Below are 15,428 nucleotides of genomic sequence, written 5' to 3'. Positions count from 1 at the left end.
TTCCGATGAGTGAGTATCAGGTGGCGGGACGCCAGCGTGAGAGCCGGCGTTCGATCAGCACCAGGACACCGTTGAGACTAAGACCGAGCAAAGAGATTGCGATGATGCCCGCATACATGTTGGGAATCTGGAAATTCAACTGGGATGCAGTAATCAGATATCCGAGACCAGCTTTGGCTCCGACCATCTCGGCTGCAATCAGCACGAGGATCGACGACGCGGCCGACATCCGAATCCCGGTGAAGATCGTAGGTACCGCGGCCGGGAGGACAACCTTCTGAAACAGCCTGATCGGAGAAAATCCGAGTGATACAGCGGATTTGACGAGCAAAGGATCAACGCTGCGCACTCCGGAGATCGTATTGAGCAGGATCGGGAAGGTGCAGGCATAGATCACCAGCGCGATCTTCGACTCTTCACCGATTCCGAGTATCAGCACGAATACGGGCAGTAGCGCCAAAGCCGCTGTGTTGCGGAACAGTTCGAGGATCGGATTGAGGAAATCCGAGACGGGGCGGTACCACGCAATCGCGATGCCCAACGGAACCGCGATCACTACTGCCACAAAAAATCCGGTCAAGGCACGAGACAAGCTTGCGGTGACGTGTTCTTGCAGTTGGCCGTTGCCGACCAGAGTGAAGAACGCCGACACCACTTCACTGAACGGTGGGAGGAAAACCTTGTCCACCAACCCGAAGCGTGGTGCCAATTCCCAGATTCCGAGTAGCACAGCGATGGCGATCGACGGCTTTGCGATGCGCCATGCCGTCGATCGCACGTAACGTGCTGCGGCGCCGACCTGATCGGCCGACTTTCGGGTCACAGAGCCGACCCGCCGCTCTGATGTCGGTTCCGGCGCGGTAACCAATTCCGGGATTGCCAGTGCGCTAGACATTCGCGGTCTCCTTCGTCGGATCGAGCTCATCGGTCCGCGCACGTTCCACTTCACCGTGCAGAAGGGTCCAGATCTGGTGCCGGTAATCGCGGAATTGCTCACCGGAGCGCACATCCGCGGCGGTCCGATCGATGTCGATATCGACGATCGTCTTCACCCGTCCAGGCCGGGACGTCAAGACGGCCACGCGTTGTCCGAGATAGATGGCCTCGTCGATACCGTGAGTGATGAACAGAATCGTCTTGCCTGTCGCTTTCCAGATCCGGAGCAACTCGCCCTGCAACGATTCCCTCGTCTGTGCGTCCAATGCCGCAAACGGCTCGTCCATCAGCAACACTTCCGGGTCGAAGGCAAGGCTGCGAGCGATGGCGACCCGCTGCTTCATACCGCCGGACAGCTCGTGGGGGTACCGATCGGCGAATCCCTCCAAGCCGACCAACTCGAGGTAATGATCGGCAAGTTCGCGTCGTGTGCTCTTCTTGACGCCCTTGGCCTCCAATCCGAACTCGATGTTGTGACGAGCAGTGCGCCACGGCAGCAGAGCATACTGTTGGAAGACAATTCCGCGATCCAGCCCCGGACCGGCGATCTGCTTGCCGTCCAAAAGGATTCGGCCTGATGTCGGAGAACTGAGCCCGCCGAGCAGATCGAGCAGAGTGGACTTGCCGCAGCCGCTGGGGCCGACGAGGACCAGAAACTCGCCCGGTGCCACGTCGATGTTGATGCCCTCGACCGCCGTGAATTTTTCACTCGTCCCGCGAATGTCGAATTCCTTGGTGACGTCCTCTAGCCGAAGTTTCGGTTGAGTGCTCATTTTCCGACCTCCAATGCCTGTCCGTCAGCGCCACTTTCGGGTGTGTACGTCCCGTTGGCGTACGGGTTGAATGTGTTGGTATAGATGTCCGCCGGAGTCAGTTTCCCTTCCTCCAATTCACCGTTGCGGGTCAACCAGTCGATCCAGGTACTGATCTCGACGTCCTCAATCACTCCACCGGGTCCGGCGACTCCCGGGCTCTTCCAGTAGCTGATCAGCTTCGTGTCTTCGTTGCGTCCCCGAGAGTTGATGATCGAGGTAAATTTGGCGACTACTTCATCGCGCGAGTGCGTCTGCGTCCAACGAATGGCGCGTGCTGTTCCCTGCACGAAGTCAGCGACTGCATCTTTGTTCTGCGCGATGTAGTCGTCGCGGAATACCAACGTGCCGTAGGTGAACGATCCGAACAGCGATTCGTCCGTGAAAAGCTCACGCAGACCTCCACGTTCGAGAGCCGAATCTCGGAAGACCGATCCGAGGGTTGCGACGTCGATCTGACCCTGGCGTAGTGCCTGTTCCGTGTTGACCGGCGGAACAACGATCAGTTCCACCTGGTTGATCTCGTCCGGCGTAAGACCTTCCCGCGCAAGCCATTCACGGACGACAAACTCGTGGTGCGCCCCGAGGGTGTTCATTCCGACCTTCTTGCCGATCAGGTCCTTTGCCGATGTGATCGGACTACCGTCAAGTACGTAGTACCCATTGAAACTCTGCTTGTCCGAGCCGTAGTAACCGATGACCGAAGTGATCGGAGATCCGGCAGCAGCCAACTTCACGATGGCTCCGTTGAAGGCTCCGCCGAAGTCGGTCTGACCGGTGGCTGCATTCTGGATACTCTGCGGACCACTGGTGGTGTCGCCGATCCAGTCGAGTTGCACGTCGTTGAAATACCCGAGGTCGGCGGCAAGTTCCGGGAACAATACCTGACCTGCACTCCCCTCGTAGCGAAGGACGGTCTTACCGTCAGCGGTCTTGACCACTTCGTCGGAGGAACCTGAGCATGCGACGGCGAGGCCGGCTAGAGAGACAAGTGCGAGGGCCGCGGCGACAGAGCGCGCGAAACGGGGGCGAATCATGAAGGTGCTTCCTGTAGAAGATGATTTGTGCCGTGATCGGCTACATCGGCCCTCGGCTATACCGAAACGTCATGTCCTGCAGAGAGCGCTCGACGGGTGAAGTTCACGCAGCGTCGTACGATGTGCTCTGCGGAGGCAGATGCGGGTGGTTGTCGGTTCAGCGACAACAGCGACAGGACGAGAACACGTGGGACTCCAAACGTGGAAGGCAGTACCTTGGCTGGTAATACCGTCGAAGGCAGTACCTTTGTAGGCAGTGCCGACACCATATGTCGGCGCCCCCTACGTGGGTCAACGATTTATTCACACCGGATTTTAATGTGTGAAGACCACCGAAACGGGACATGTAGTCCGCTGTTCGGTCAGCTCGATCGGCACTGCAAGTAGCTATCGGGCTGCATCATTCTCAAACACTGAATCCACCGAGCATTCCGACAGCCGCAAGTGTTGCCAGGGCGGCAACAAAGATTACCGAGTAAAATACTCGGCCGTCGAGGATAAGTGCTGGTTCGCCTAGTTCGTACCTACGTTCCGCTGAATCATCGTCAAAGTCTGAATCATCGTCAAAGTCTTCGGTGTTCGAGGATTCTTCGCTCACGGTTTCCACCCGAAAATGCCGAGATCGTTCTAGATCGCTTCGCCGATGGCCGCAACGAACAAAAGTGAAGTTGCCGCCGTAGTAACGATTGCAAAGCCTTGCCGGACAGCGTGGTTGGCTGGAGATGTCTCTGCACTTGTCATGATGTCTCCTTCTGCGCAACATCGTCGTGCGATCAGTATCGGAAGTATCCGGTCTTCTGGCATCACCCCGAAAGGATGAGCGCTCATCTATTCCGGGTGATGACAGCAAACAACCTCCGGTGCAATTCTTTTCCGGACACCATCGCGATTCGTTCGGAGGAGACCATGACGCAAGAACTCGAATCGGCCGAAGGTGCGCCAGTCCCATCACAGTGGTTGTTGCCGCGCGGCCTCATCGTGTTGCTCGGGCTGACCGGACTGGTTGTCACTGTCGCAGGTACAAAAGCATTCTCCAGTATCCTCGGGCCGGTCTTTCTGGCCCTGATGCTGACCGTCGCCGTTCATCCCGTACCTGATTGGCTGCAGCGGAAGGGATTACCCCGATGGCTTGCGACCCTTACTGCTCTGGTTGCGGTGTACACCATTCTCAACACTCTGGTCTTCTTTCTCATCTATTCCGTCGCGAGATTGGGGACACTGCTCCCTGCCTACGAGGAGCAGTTCGATCAACTTCTCACGGACGCCAAAAGCCGGCTCGGCAATCTGGGGATCGGGTCGGATCAGATTCACAACATGCTGTCCTCGGTAGATTCGGGAACTATCACCCGTGTGCTGACAGGGCTTTTGGAAGATACGCTCGGACTGCTGTCGAATCTTGTGTTCCTTGTCGTGTTGCTACTGTTCATGGCGATCGACGGCAGCGGTTACTCGCAGCGGATGCAGGTGCTCGTGAGATCGCGCCCGGACATCGCCGGAGCGTTCATGTCGTTCTCGTCGGGAACACGAAAATATCTTGTCGTATCAACAGTTTTCGGCGCTATTGTCGCCGTACTCGATACTGGGCTTCTGTGGGCGCTCGGGATACCACTCCCCATCCTGTGGGGCGTGCTCTCCTTCATCACGAACTACATCCCGAACATCGGATTTGTCCTCGGCCTCGTCCCACCCGCGCTACTTGCCCTCCTCGACGGCGGTGTCGGTCCGATGCTGACGGTCATCGTTCTCTACAGTGTGGTGAACGTGATCATCCAATCGGTGATCCAACCCAAATTCGTCGGCGACGCAGTCGGACTCTCGGTCACGTTGACATTCCTGTCGCTGGTCTTCTGGTCATGGGTCCTCGGCCCACTGGGCGCAATTCTCGCAATCCCGTTGACATTGATGGCCAAAGCGTTCCTGGTCGACATCGACCCCTCGACCCGCTGGGCCGACGTTCTGCTGAACGAATCTGACCCCACCAGTACAACAGTCGCATCGGAAACCGAGCCAGGTACTGGAGTGTGCCGCTGCGATCCTGATTCCTCACTGGGCACCGGATCATCCGTGCCGGGTGATGTGTTCGGGAGAGTCGAAATCGAGGATGGATCGGTATCGAAACGCAGGACACCGCTCACCGGAACCCCATCTCTACCGTCAACTTCGGGGAAAATCTCGGCAGGTAAAGGAGTAAATGAATGAGTGCAACCTTGACGGTGTGGAAGTTCCCGACGCCCTCGGGCGCGGATACCGCGATCACCACACTCGAAGACCTTCAGAGACAGGAACTCATCAAGATTCGCGACGCAGCGCTTGTGTCGTGGCCCGAAGGGGCAAATAAGCCCAAGACTCGCCAGCTCAACAACGTCACCGGTGCCGGCGCACTCGGAGGCGCATTCTGGGGACTGCTATTCGGGTTGCTCTTCTTCATCCCGCTACTCGGAGCTGCGCTCGGGGCCGGGATCGGCGCGCTCGCCGGTTCTTTGACAGATGTGGGAATCGACGACGAATTCATAGCCGGTGTCCGCAAGAACGTCACCCCCGGAACTTCGGCACTGTTCGTACTGACTTCAGACGCCATCATCGACCGGGTACATGAGGCATTCGACGGTCAGTCCGGTGAACTGGTGTCGACGAACCTCAGCCACGAGCAGGAACAGCAGCTACGGAACGTGTTCGCCGAGTAGTGCTAACAGTGGATTCGGTCAGCTCGATCGGCACGCCGCGTAGCGTCGTTCCCAATTCTCGAGGTGCGAGCGCGACACCGTGGTGCCGAACGACAACCGGTGCAGCACATCGGATCCAAGGTGATGCAACTCGGTGTGCGCTGCCCACTTCAGTGTCGCCCAGTCCGGTTCGTTGTGCGCTGCATCGATTCCTGCCATGGCGGCGCCGCGAAGTTCGAACTCCAGATCGCGACACAATTCTGCACTCGGCGCACGCTGTGCCACCCGAATGTCGGTGAGCAGCACGCCGAGCAGTCGCGCCATGCGCCCGTCGACCCACTCCAAAGTTCGGCGATGAGCACGGCGGCCCACAGTCCACAGCACGATCAGTGCGACCACAACGCCGACTGCTGTTTCGATCATTCGACTCAGGACCAGATGCTGCACGGTGCCGTGTGCGCCACCGGCGGCACCCAGAAGGATCGCCATCGGCGTGATGAAGATGACGGCGACTCCGTAATTGCGCACCAGGAACAGCTCGATTCCCAACTGCAGCACAGCAAGTACCGCCACCATGGCAAGGCCGGTCGGGCTCCACAGATACACCCCGCCGAGCACCAGTAACCCGAGAACGGTCCCGCCGATCCGGTGAATCCCCCGATAGGTTCCCAGAATTCGATCCGGCCCCTGGTGGAGAACCATCGCGGCTGCGATCACTGCCCAATCCGGTCGGTCAATTCCGAGAAGAACCGTCAGGCTTCCCGCTGCGATGCAGGCCAGAAGTAGCCGGATTGCAGTGATCGTCGCTCGACTGGACGGATTGCAGGCCCGCAGAAATCTGTACCGGATCGTCGGGTCGGGCAAAGGCGGATACACACCTACCTCGTCGATGTCGAAAGCTGCGTCCGCCATCAACTCCGGGTCGTGATCGTCGGCCAGTGCTCGCGCCATCCGCATCTGCGCGCGCTCCAGCTCACGAGTGAGCGGATGATCGGTACCGACAATCTTTCCGCGGTACAGGCATTGCCATGCATCCTGAAGTCGCAGCGCGGCAGCGTGACGGTTCGCTTGATCTGTCGCCGCCACGTATTCGTCGACGGCCGACACGGCCGCGTCGACGGCAGCGTGTTCCACCGCTCTCGGCGCCCACAGTATCCCCGTCATGGATACGAGTAGTGCGCTCGCTCCGCCTACGGCCGTCCACAGAGCAACCTCTGTCGGCGGTTGTCCCGGGTTGGCGATCACCGAACTGATCTCTGTCGTCAACAAGAGGAAGAACGCTCCTGGTGGCCCCAATCGCAACGCGTCAACGGTGAACGCACAGGTCGACACCACGACTGCCATGACCAGAATGACGAGTATCAGGAGAGCCTCGGGGGCGCCTTCGGAAATAGCCCGGTGGATCGGTTCGCCCACCGATGCGCCGATGAAGGAGAGAACCGTCAAGGCCAACGCGGCAATGCCGACGACTTTCCACCGGCTCCGGTATGGCCGGCCTTCACCGTAAATCGAGGCGAAGGCTCCCAGCCCGACGAGAAGTGACGCAGAGCCGTATCCGAGAAGCGTCGCGACTGTCGCCGGAATCGCGAGGGCGAGCGCCACCCGAACGGCTCCTGGAAATCGGTTTCCCACCGGCGGCAATCCGAACAACACACTCCGCGCAGGCCGTGGTGCGGGAACAACGGCAGGCTCCCCTGGTGGTGCGTCTTCGGGGTTCACTACCCATCCTTCGAGCCGAATAACATGTGAGACGTTACTGAGCGTAGATCAGCGTCTCTGTCGCTTTGACAACGAAGGTCACCGTCGCGCCCGGAACGAGATCGAGCTCGGCCGCCGCTGCTGTCGTGATGTCGGCCGAAAGTCCCGGCTGTCCCTCGTCGTCCTCGGCGCGTACCCGAACCGTCGAGCCTCGATTCTCGATCTCGGCAACAGTGACGTCGAACGCGTTGCGAGGGCTTCCGTGCGGCGGATGGAGATACACCGACACAGCACTGGGTTCGAACATCGAAACTGCTGGGCTACCAACTGGCACAGCCACTTCGGCAAGGCCGGCGATGGCGGTACCACCAGGAGTTCGGATCGCGCAGTCCTCGATCATGACGCCACTACGCAGATTGATTCCGGCAATCCTGGCGGCAAACGTACTACGAGGACGCGTCAGAACCGTCCGGACATCTCCACGTTCGACGACGCGTCCACCATCCATAACCACGACGCTATCCGCGAGCGCCAAGGCATCAAGCGCATCATGAGTCACCAGAACGGCTGTGCGGTTACCGGTTCGCAGCACTCGTCGCAGCAAGGAACGCAGCGCCGGGGCCGACGATACGTCGAGTGCTGACATCGGTTCGTCGAGGAGCAGTAGTTCAGGCTCAGCCGCCAGTGCTCGCGCCACTGCAACACGTTGTGCCTGTCCCCCGGACAGCTGCGACGGTTTCCGATCCGCCAACTCGCCGGCGTCGACGGCGCCGAGCCAGTGGCGGGCCGCCTGCGCGGATTCACGACGAGACCGCCCGGCACTGCGCGGTGCAAACGCGACGTTGTCCATGGCACTGAGATGAGGAAAGAGCAGTGCGTCCTGAGCGAGCAGGACCGTCCCACGTTTATGCGGAGACACGCAGACTCCGGCAGCGGTATCGGTCAGCACCCGTCCATTGAGTTCGATTCGCCCACGATTCGGATGATGCAGTCCCGCAACAGCAGCCAGCACCGTCGATTTTCCGGCGCCGTTCGGACCGAGTATCGCTGTCACCTCACCGGCGGCAACGTCGAACGAGGCGATCACGTCGCGTTCGGGGATTTCGACATCCACGTGCAAGCCGCTCACAGTGATCCTGCCGATCCGCGCCCACGGACGGCGACGACGATGACCACGGCAACAACAACCAGAACCAGCGAAAGTGCCACGGCAGCATCGGGATCGCTCTCACGTTGCAGGTAGATCTCCAGCGGCAAGGTGCGGGTGACTCCTTGTAGGCTGCCGGCAAAGGTCAGCGTCGCACCGAACTCCCCCAACGCGCGCGCAAAGGCGAGTACGGCTCCCGAAACCAGGCCGGGAATCACCAGAGGCAGAGTGACGCGTCGTAGCACCGTGGTCGGCCTGGCTCCGAGCGTTGATGCCACGGCCTCGTAACGAGTGCCTGCCGTCCGCAGTGCCCCTTCGAGACTGACCACCAGAAACGGCAGTGCGACAAACGTTTGTGCCAGAACAACGGCGGTCGTGGAGAATGCGATCTGAATTCCGAGCACTTCCAACTGCTCCCCGATCAGCCCTTTACGGCCGAACGTGTAGAGCAGCGCGATTCCGCCCACGACCGGAGGCAGGACCAGCGGCAGCAAGATCAGTGACCGCAGTACCGACAGTCCACGGAAACTGCTGCGCGCCAGCACCACAGCCATCGGTACCCCGAAGAGAATGCAGAGCACTGTGCTCATCGCCGCGGTCTTCAGACTCAGCTTCAAAGCCGCTATCGACGACTCCGAGGTCACGAGTTGCCAGAACTGCGACCATTGCACCGTCTGCAGCATCGCGAGCAACGGAACTATCACGAAGGCCCCGCCGATCACGGCAGGGAGATAAATCCATACCGGCAGCCCGAGCGGAGCACGGACTGCCGGTCTGATTCGCATCACGGAGCGGCAAATCCTGCATTCGTCAGCACAGCCAGACCCTTCGGGCCACTCACGAGATCAACGAACTTGGTGGCGGTGGCAAGGTTCTTCGAATCCTTCAGTGCTGCAACCTGGTACAGGTTGACAACGGAAGCGGCCTCAGGGAAGGCGATGGTCTCGACCTTGTCGCCCGCCGACTTCGCGTCTGTTACGTACACGATGCCGGCATCTGCCTGACTTGAGGTGACTTTGTTCAGCACGTCGGTTACCGAGGACTCCTCACTGACCGGCTTCAGGCTTTCACCGCTCGCTTCTTCGACCTTCTTTGTGGCAGCCCCGCAGGGAACCTGGGGAGCACAGATCACCAATTGTGTTCCCTCCTTGGCCAAATCGGCGAACGAGGTGATTCCCTTCGGGTTACCTGGCGGCACCACGATCGTGAGAGTATTGCTCGCAAAGTCGGAGGGCGTACCTGCAACAACTCCAGCGTCGGTGGCCTTCTTCACGTTTGCCGCATCAGCCGACGCAAACACGTCCGCGGGAGCGCCCTGGATAATCTGCGCAACCAGATCCGACGAACCAGCGAAACTGAAAGTAACTGTAGTTCCGGGGTTTTCGGACTCGAATTCCTTGCCGAGTTCGGTAAATGTGTTCTTCAGCGATGCCGCCGCAAAAACGGTGATGTCGCCGGTCACGGTTGCCGAAGTACTGGCAGCCGCCGTCGACGTCGAGGGTGACGAGCTGTCCGAGCTACTGCAACCGCTCACCAGAGCAAGCGAGAGAACACCTGAGGCAACTATTCCGAGCGCTTTTTTCACTGATTTCCTCACTGCGTTTTCAACGTTGACGGGGTTTCCACGATCACGGTTGTGGCTTTGACTACGGCAACCGCGATGCTGCCGACTTCCAATCCCAATTCACGAACGGCGTCGGTGCTCATCAGCGAGACCACGGTGAACGGACCGCACTGCATTTCAACCTGCGCCATCACCGTGTCGGTGACAACCTTTGTCACGAGGCCGGCAAACCGGTTGCGGGCCGACGTCCCGGTACTCAGCGGGTCTACGGGAGCGGGAGCCGCGTTGGATCGCGCAAACGCAGCCAGTTCGGCGCCGTCGATCACCTTGCGACCCGACTCGTCTGTTGCCGCGCTCAGCTGCCCGCTGTCGATCCACCGACGCACGGTGTCGTCACTGACACCCAGTAGCCCGGCCGCTTCGCGTATTCGTATGTTGGGCACCTGATGATCGTAGGGCTCGCAGCAGCCCTAAACAAGACAAAATGTCCGCAAGTGCGTTAAAAATAGATCAATTCATCCGCTCTTGCGGAGTTCTACTCCTGAGACCACGGAACTCGGCAGGAGTCGGTACCGAATCCCTGTTCCGTGATTCCCAACGCTGAATACATTCGCGAGCGCATGTTCTCCAGCCCGATCTGATAGGTCAGCTCCACCACGCCTGCCCTACCGAACCGACGCTCGAGGTCGGCAACCTGTTCGTCTGTCACTCCGTGCTCACCGTGTGGGTCGCCTGTCATCGCGTCCGCGTACGCGATGGCTGCTCGCTCATCCTCGCTGTAGAGCGGCGAGTCTCGATAATGCTCAATCGCTTTCAAACGCTCGACGTCAAGGCCGTCCAGACGCGCGAGCATCGTGCCGAAGTCGACGCACCACGAACAGCCCACGGCAGAGGCGACTCGGTAGACCGCCAACTCCCGGACACTCACCGGCAGAACTTTGGACGCTTTCTGCACTGCCATTTCATGCCCGGCGGCCGCCAGAAACAGCTTCTTGTGGTTCGCGAGCACGGCAAACGGTTCAGGGACCTCGTCGAACTGCCGGGCGGCGAACTTGTACGCCACTTTGATCAGTGGTCCGCCGTCACCGGGCGCCACTGCGGGTATGCGGGGCATGACAACCTCCGTAAGTCTGCGGCACCACAATCGGTGCCACTTACAGAGTGGAACGAACGCGGGGTTCTAAACGTGCTGAACCGAGCCTTGACAGCAATGTGAAGATGCATCTGCCGCCGACTAAGCTGCAAAGATGCCTTCGACGCCCCGCAATCGCACCGTTTCGCGCCTGCAGCCTTTTGCGTCCACGATCTTCGCGGAGATGACGGCACTGGCAACTCTTCACAACGCCGTCAATCTCGGCCAAGGATTTCCCGACACCGACGGACCCGCCGCGATGCTCGACGTCGCGCGCCAAGCCATCGCCGACGGAGTCAACCAGTATCCGCCGGGCCCGGGTATGCCAGTTCTACGCCAGGCCGTTGCCGCCGACCGGATAGCACGGTACGGCTTGGAATTCGATCCTGATTCCGAAGTACTGGTGACCGTCGGAGCCACCGAAGCGATCAGCGCTGCAATTCTGGGTTTGGTCGAACCCGGTGAGGAAGTAGTACTTATCGAGCCGTACTACGACTCGTACGCGGCTTCCGTCGCTCTGGCCGGCGCGATCCGTCGTACCGTCCCGTTGGTCGCGTCGGGTGACAAATTTGTTGTCGACATCGATGCAGTCAAGGCAGCGATTACCCCCAAGACGAAGATGCTGGTGGTCAACAGTCCACACAACCCCACCGGGACGGTGTTCACCGATGACGAATTGCGCGCACTTGCAGAAATTGCGTGCGAACGCGACCTGATCGTGCTGAGCGACGAAGTCTACGAGCACTTGGTGTTCGACGGCCTCACGCATACACCGATGGCGTCGCTGCCCGGAATGCGTGAACGCACCGTCACAGTGTCCAGCGCCGCAAAAACTTTCAATGTCACCGGCTGGAAGACCGGCTGGGCGATCGGCCCGCGCGAGCTCATCGACGGCGTGCGCGCGGCCAAACAGTTCATGTCCTTCGTTGCCGGCGCGCCGTTCCAGCCGGCTGTTGCGTACGCCCTGACCAATGAGCAAGCGTGGGTCGCGGATCTGCGATCGAGTCTGCAGTCCAAGCGAGATGTGCTTGCCGACGCGTTGACCGACGCGGGACTCCACGTGCATTCGGGCGGTGGCACCTACTTTCTGCTTGCGGACATCCGGCCACTGGGCGAATCCGACGCGGGAGATTTCTGCCGCGCGTTGCCGGAACGCATCGGAGTCGCAGCCGTCCCCGTCGACGTATTCGCCGACAACCGTGACAGCTGGAAGCACTTGGTGCGGTTTGCATTCTGCAAACAGGACCACGTACTTGCCGAAGCAGCGAGACGCCTCCATCTGCTCCGGGGAGCCGCTCACCCATGAATGCTCGCACCATCCCCACTGCATTTATTCAGCGTTATCTCATGTTCTCGCCGGACAACAATGTGGACTTGTCGGGTGCCTTGCGGGCAGCGGGAATCGATCTCACCACGCTCGCGGACCCACGTGCCCGGCTCACCCCCACACAGGTGACTACCTTCATCCAAACCACCTGGCAGATCACGAACGACGAATTGTTCGGTCTCGGGCGCGCCCCTGTCCCCCGCGGCACCTTTCGGCTGATCTGCCTGACGTTGATTCACTGCCCCGACCTCGGTAGCGCTTTCGCTCGGATGGCAGATGTGATCCGTGCACTGCCGAGTTTGGCCCCATTGACGATTGAAGCGGGCGAGGAGAGCACACGCATCAGTTTCTCGGGTCACCCGCGGGAAGGAATCTCCGAACCCGATATCGCGGCACGCGTGACAACGGACTTCATGCTGATCCTCCTACACCGATTTGCCGCGTGGTTGATCGGCAAGCGGGTCCGGCTTCGGGCCGTCGAGTTCCCGTACTCGGCGCCGGATGCGCGGTTGGCCCAAGACTACGACTACATCTTCGGCGTCCCGGTTACGTTCGATGCGCCCTGCGCCGCTTTGGATTTCGACAATTCTGCGATGCGAGCGCCGATCATCCAGACCGAGGAATCCCTCGAGGAGTACTTGCGCGCGTCGCCTATCCAGCTGATGTCCGAGCGCGATTACGACAGCACCGCGTCAGCCCAGGTACGCCGAGTTGTGGAGTTAGGCGTGAAGGGGCGCACCTCGACAGCGGAAGAGATTGCCGAAATGCTCTCGATCAGCGTGCCGCACTTGCGACGGTTGCTTCGCCGCGAGGGCACGTCACTGAATCAGCTACGCGAAGAGGTGCTCCGCGACGTCGCGATCGCCGGCCTTGGCCGGGGCGAGTCGGTAGACGTCCTGTCGGCTCGCCTCGGGTTCTCCGAGCCCAGCGCGTTCCGCCGCGCGTTCAAACGCTGGACCGGAGATACTCCCAGCTCGTACCGCTAACTGACACAGAATTCGTTGCCCTCCGGGTCGGACATCGTGATCCACACGCTCGGGCCTTGCTGACCTCGGTGAAGTATCGTCGCGCCGACCGCCTCGAGATGAGCGGCTACGTCCTCACGGTTGTCTCCCACTCTGATATCCAGGTGAAGTCGGTTTTTCACCGTTTTCTTCTCGGGTACCAGCTGAAACAGAACTCGCGGACGCTCCGGATGTTCCGGGTCGCTGATGGCTGCACCTTCCCTCCAGACGAGCACGCCTTCAAAAGTGGTTGTGTCGGATTCTTGCGCGTGCCCAGCTGCGACGAGACCTCTGATGAAATCCTCATCGCTCGGCTCGACAGCCCAGCCGAGTGCGGCCGCCCACCATTTTGCCTGTTCATGTGGTTGCGCGGAGTCCACGGTGACTTGAAATTCGTATCCCATGTTCCGACGTTAACGCCACCTACCGACAAAAATCTCAGTCCACACTCTTGATGGTTTTCATCGTGATGAGCGAGGTCACCCGTGACACAGCGGGGAGGCCACTGAGTTTGGTGGCCATGAATTGTTCGTATGTCGCGAGATCCTTCACCGCGACGCGAATGAAGTAATCGGGGATCCCGAAGAGCCGTCGACATTCGATCACTTCGTCGAAAGCCGCGACGCGTGATTCGAAGTCCTCGATGGTCGCCTGGTCGTTGACGCCGATCTCGGCGGTCACGATCACCTGAAATCCGCGGTCGAGCGCCTCGGGGCTGACGATTGCCCGGTAACCGGTGATGACTCCGTCGGCCTCGAGTTTCTTGACCCGGCGCAGGCACGGCGACGGCGTCAGCCCCACCAGATCAGCCAATTCGGTGTTGGTCAGACTGGAGTCCTGACGGAGGTGGAATAAAATTGCGTCATCCATGGCATCCATGCGGATATTATTGCGCAAAGTCTGAATTCCGCGCATTCTGGGCAATCGTCAACCGCGGACTTTGTACTACATTTCTGTGGTGATCGAATCTTCAACATCAGCGGATGCAACTGCCGTCGATGCCGCGCGCCAGAGCCCGGCGTGGCGACGCGCCTTTGCATTGTCATTGCCGGTCGGCATCGGACTCCTGCCACTCGGCATCGCCCTCGGGGTGCTTGTTGTGCAGCAAGGCCTGAACCCTTGGTGGGCACTGGTTTTCACTTCGTTGATCTATGCCGGATCGCTCGAGTTCATTGCCGTCGGCATGGTCGCCGCGATGACTCCCCTGCCTTACGTCGCACTCACCGCGTTGCTGGTCAACTTTCGGCACGTCTTTTATGCGCTGAGCTTCCCACTGAACAAGGTGCAGAATCCGTTTGCACGCTTCTACAGCATGTTCGCTCTCACCGACGAGGCGTATGCCATGTCGGTGACAACCGATCCCAAAGCCCTCTCCGGCCGGGTCATCGTCTTCTCGCAACTGTTCCTGCACGGCTACTGGGTTGGCGGAGCAATTCTCGGAGCTACTGCGGGACAATGGATTCCCGATTCGATCGTCGGAATGGACTTTGCGCTCACAGCCCTGTTCGTCGTCCTGTCGATCGAATCGATGCGAGCTCAAAGCGGCTACACCGTCCCAGCGGCAGCGGTCACCTGCGCACTGGTGGCCCGCCTCATCGCACCCGAACATGTCCTACCGATCGCCATGGGCGGGTTTGTCACCTTCCTGATCATCCGATACTTCGCCACCTCCCGAAAAGCAGCAGTAGATGCCTGACACCACGTACATCTTCAGCGCCGTTGCCATCATGGCCGTCGTCACTTTTGCGTTGCGCGCCATACCCTTTGCCGTCCTGAAGCCACTGCGCTCGTCGGCCCTCGTCGCGTACCTCGGCATCTACATGCCGGCGGGAGTGATGCTGATCCTGGTGATGTACTCACTGAAGAACGTCTCCGTCACCGGGCCCTCACACGGATTACCCGAACTGATCGCCGTCTCGGCCACCGCCGCAATCCATCTGTGGCGAAAGAACGCAGTGCTGAGCATCGTCGTCGGGACCGCGATGTATGTCGCATTGATGAACACGATCTTCGCCTGACTTTCCCATCAGGCAGCAAAGCACCTTTACTCCCTGATGGGCAATCTGTAACAAGAACGCCCTTATCTGAACAGTTGAACACTTATACGA

At 59.9% G+C, this 15,428-nt stretch carries 17 protein-coding genes; 6 read left to right on the top strand and 11 right to left on the bottom strand.

The window, feature by feature from the left end:
• Positions 1-16: 16 nt before the first annotated feature.
• The 3 genes from C7T36_RS27130 to C7T36_RS27120 are packed head-to-tail and all read right to left on the bottom strand — an operon-like array spanning position 17 to position 2,785.
• Positions 17-895, bottom strand: coding sequence for an ABC transporter permease (locus tag C7T36_RS27130; protein ID WP_045068996.1), 879 nt, complete (start codon positions 893-895; stop codon positions 17-19).
• On the bottom strand, positions 888-1,709 hold the full coding sequence (locus C7T36_RS27125) for an ABC transporter ATP-binding protein (protein ID WP_045068993.1): 822 nt from the start codon (positions 1,707-1,709) through the stop codon (positions 888-890). The genes C7T36_RS27130 and C7T36_RS27125 overlap by 8 nt, the downstream gene beginning before the upstream one ends.
• Entirely contained in the window at positions 1,706-2,785 is a 1,080-nt protein-coding gene (locus tag C7T36_RS27120; RefSeq protein ID WP_045068991.1) for an ABC transporter substrate-binding protein, read from the bottom strand. The genes C7T36_RS27125 and C7T36_RS27120 overlap by 4 nt, the downstream gene beginning before the upstream one ends.
• Before the next feature lie 906 nt (positions 2,786-3,691).
• Between C7T36_RS27120 and C7T36_RS27110 the strand changes: the two genes are divergently transcribed.
• Both C7T36_RS27110 and C7T36_RS27105 read left to right on the top strand, forming a co-directional pair.
• Positions 3,692-4,984: an AI-2E family transporter gene (locus tag C7T36_RS27110; protein WP_084702974.1), complete on the top strand. Its 1,293-nt coding sequence runs from the start codon at positions 3,692-3,694 to the stop codon at positions 4,982-4,984.
• Positions 4,981-5,469 carry a DUF1269 domain-containing protein gene (locus tag C7T36_RS27105; protein ID WP_045068985.1) on the top strand — a complete coding sequence of 163 codons (489 nt, stop codon included), beginning with the start codon at positions 4,981-4,983 and terminating at the stop codon, positions 5,467-5,469. Before C7T36_RS27110 ends, C7T36_RS27105 begins: the two co-directional genes overlap by 4 nt.
• An 18-nt stretch (positions 5,470-5,487) precedes the next feature.
• Here the strand turns inward: C7T36_RS27105 and C7T36_RS27100 are convergent, their stop codons facing one another.
• The 6 genes from C7T36_RS27100 to C7T36_RS27075 form a co-directional block, all read right to left on the bottom strand.
• Entirely contained in the window at positions 5,488-7,167 is a 1,680-nt protein-coding gene (locus C7T36_RS27100) for an FUSC family protein (RefSeq protein WP_045068982.1), read from the bottom strand.
• Positions 7,168-7,201: 34 nt separating this feature from the next.
• Complete coding sequence (locus tag C7T36_RS27095) at positions 7,202-8,275, bottom strand: sulfate/molybdate ABC transporter ATP-binding protein (protein ID WP_045068979.1); 1,074 nt, start codon at positions 8,273-8,275, stop codon at positions 7,202-7,204.
• Positions 8,272-9,078: an ABC transporter permease gene (locus C7T36_RS27090; RefSeq protein ID WP_045068977.1), complete on the bottom strand. Its 807-nt coding sequence runs from the start codon at positions 9,076-9,078 to the stop codon at positions 8,272-8,274. The genes C7T36_RS27095 and C7T36_RS27090 overlap by 4 nt, the downstream gene beginning before the upstream one ends.
• Positions 9,078-9,890 (bottom strand): molybdate ABC transporter substrate-binding protein, encoded by an 813-nt coding sequence (gene modA, locus C7T36_RS27085; RefSeq protein WP_045068974.1) that lies wholly within the window; start codon positions 9,888-9,890, stop codon positions 9,078-9,080. Before modA ends, C7T36_RS27090 begins: the two co-directional genes overlap by 1 nt.
• Positions 9,887-10,300: a molybdopterin-binding protein gene (locus tag C7T36_RS27080; protein ID WP_045068972.1), complete on the bottom strand. Its 414-nt coding sequence runs from the start codon at positions 10,298-10,300 to the stop codon at positions 9,887-9,889. Before C7T36_RS27080 ends, modA begins: the two co-directional genes overlap by 4 nt.
• A 92-nt stretch (positions 10,301-10,392) precedes the next feature.
• Positions 10,393-10,971 carry a carboxymuconolactone decarboxylase family protein gene (locus C7T36_RS27075; protein ID WP_045068969.1) on the bottom strand — a complete coding sequence of 193 codons (579 nt, stop codon included), beginning with the start codon at positions 10,969-10,971 and terminating at the stop codon, positions 10,393-10,395.
• A gap of 133 nt (positions 10,972-11,104) precedes the next feature.
• Here C7T36_RS27075 and C7T36_RS27070 point away from each other — a divergent pair, with 133 nt between their 5' ends.
• Together C7T36_RS27070 and C7T36_RS27065 are read left to right on the top strand one after the other, a co-directional pair.
• Entirely contained in the window at positions 11,105-12,295 is a 1,191-nt protein-coding gene (locus C7T36_RS27070; RefSeq protein ID WP_045068967.1) for a pyridoxal phosphate-dependent aminotransferase, read from the top strand.
• The gene (locus C7T36_RS27065; protein ID WP_045068965.1) at positions 12,292-13,302 is read left to right on the top strand and encodes an AraC family transcriptional regulator; all 1,011 of its coding nucleotides are present in this window, start codon (positions 12,292-12,294) and stop codon (positions 13,300-13,302) included. Before C7T36_RS27070 ends, C7T36_RS27065 begins: the two co-directional genes overlap by 4 nt.
• Here C7T36_RS27065 and C7T36_RS27060 read toward each other — a convergent pair.
• On the bottom strand, positions 13,299-13,724 hold the full coding sequence (locus C7T36_RS27060) for a VOC family protein (RefSeq protein ID WP_033234067.1): 426 nt from the start codon (positions 13,722-13,724) through the stop codon (positions 13,299-13,301). The genes C7T36_RS27065 and C7T36_RS27060 overlap by 4 nt on opposite strands.
• 34 nt (positions 13,725-13,758) lie before the next feature.
• On the bottom strand, positions 13,759-14,199 hold the full coding sequence (locus C7T36_RS27055) for an Lrp/AsnC family transcriptional regulator (protein WP_033234066.1): 441 nt from the start codon (positions 14,197-14,199) through the stop codon (positions 13,759-13,761).
• A 76-nt stretch (positions 14,200-14,275) separates the two neighbouring features.
• Here C7T36_RS27055 and C7T36_RS27050 point away from each other — a divergent pair, with 76 nt between their 5' ends.
• Entirely contained in the window at positions 14,276-15,016 is a 741-nt protein-coding gene (locus C7T36_RS27050) for an AzlC family ABC transporter permease (protein ID WP_045068963.1), read from the top strand.
• Positions 15,009-15,338 carry a branched-chain amino acid transporter permease gene (locus C7T36_RS27045; protein ID WP_045068960.1) on the top strand — a complete coding sequence of 110 codons (330 nt, stop codon included), beginning with the start codon at positions 15,009-15,011 and terminating at the stop codon, positions 15,336-15,338. Before C7T36_RS27050 ends, C7T36_RS27045 begins: the two co-directional genes overlap by 8 nt.
• Positions 15,339-15,428 lie beyond the last annotated feature (90 nt).

The sequence above is a fragment of the Rhodococcus sp. AD45-ID genome, assembly GCF_003023755.1.
Lineage (GTDB): Bacteria > Actinomycetota > Actinomycetes > Mycobacteriales > Mycobacteriaceae > Rhodococcus_F > Rhodococcus_F globerula.
The sequence above is the reverse complement of the archived record's forward strand: the minus strand, read 5'-3'. Positions and strand labels throughout refer to the sequence as shown.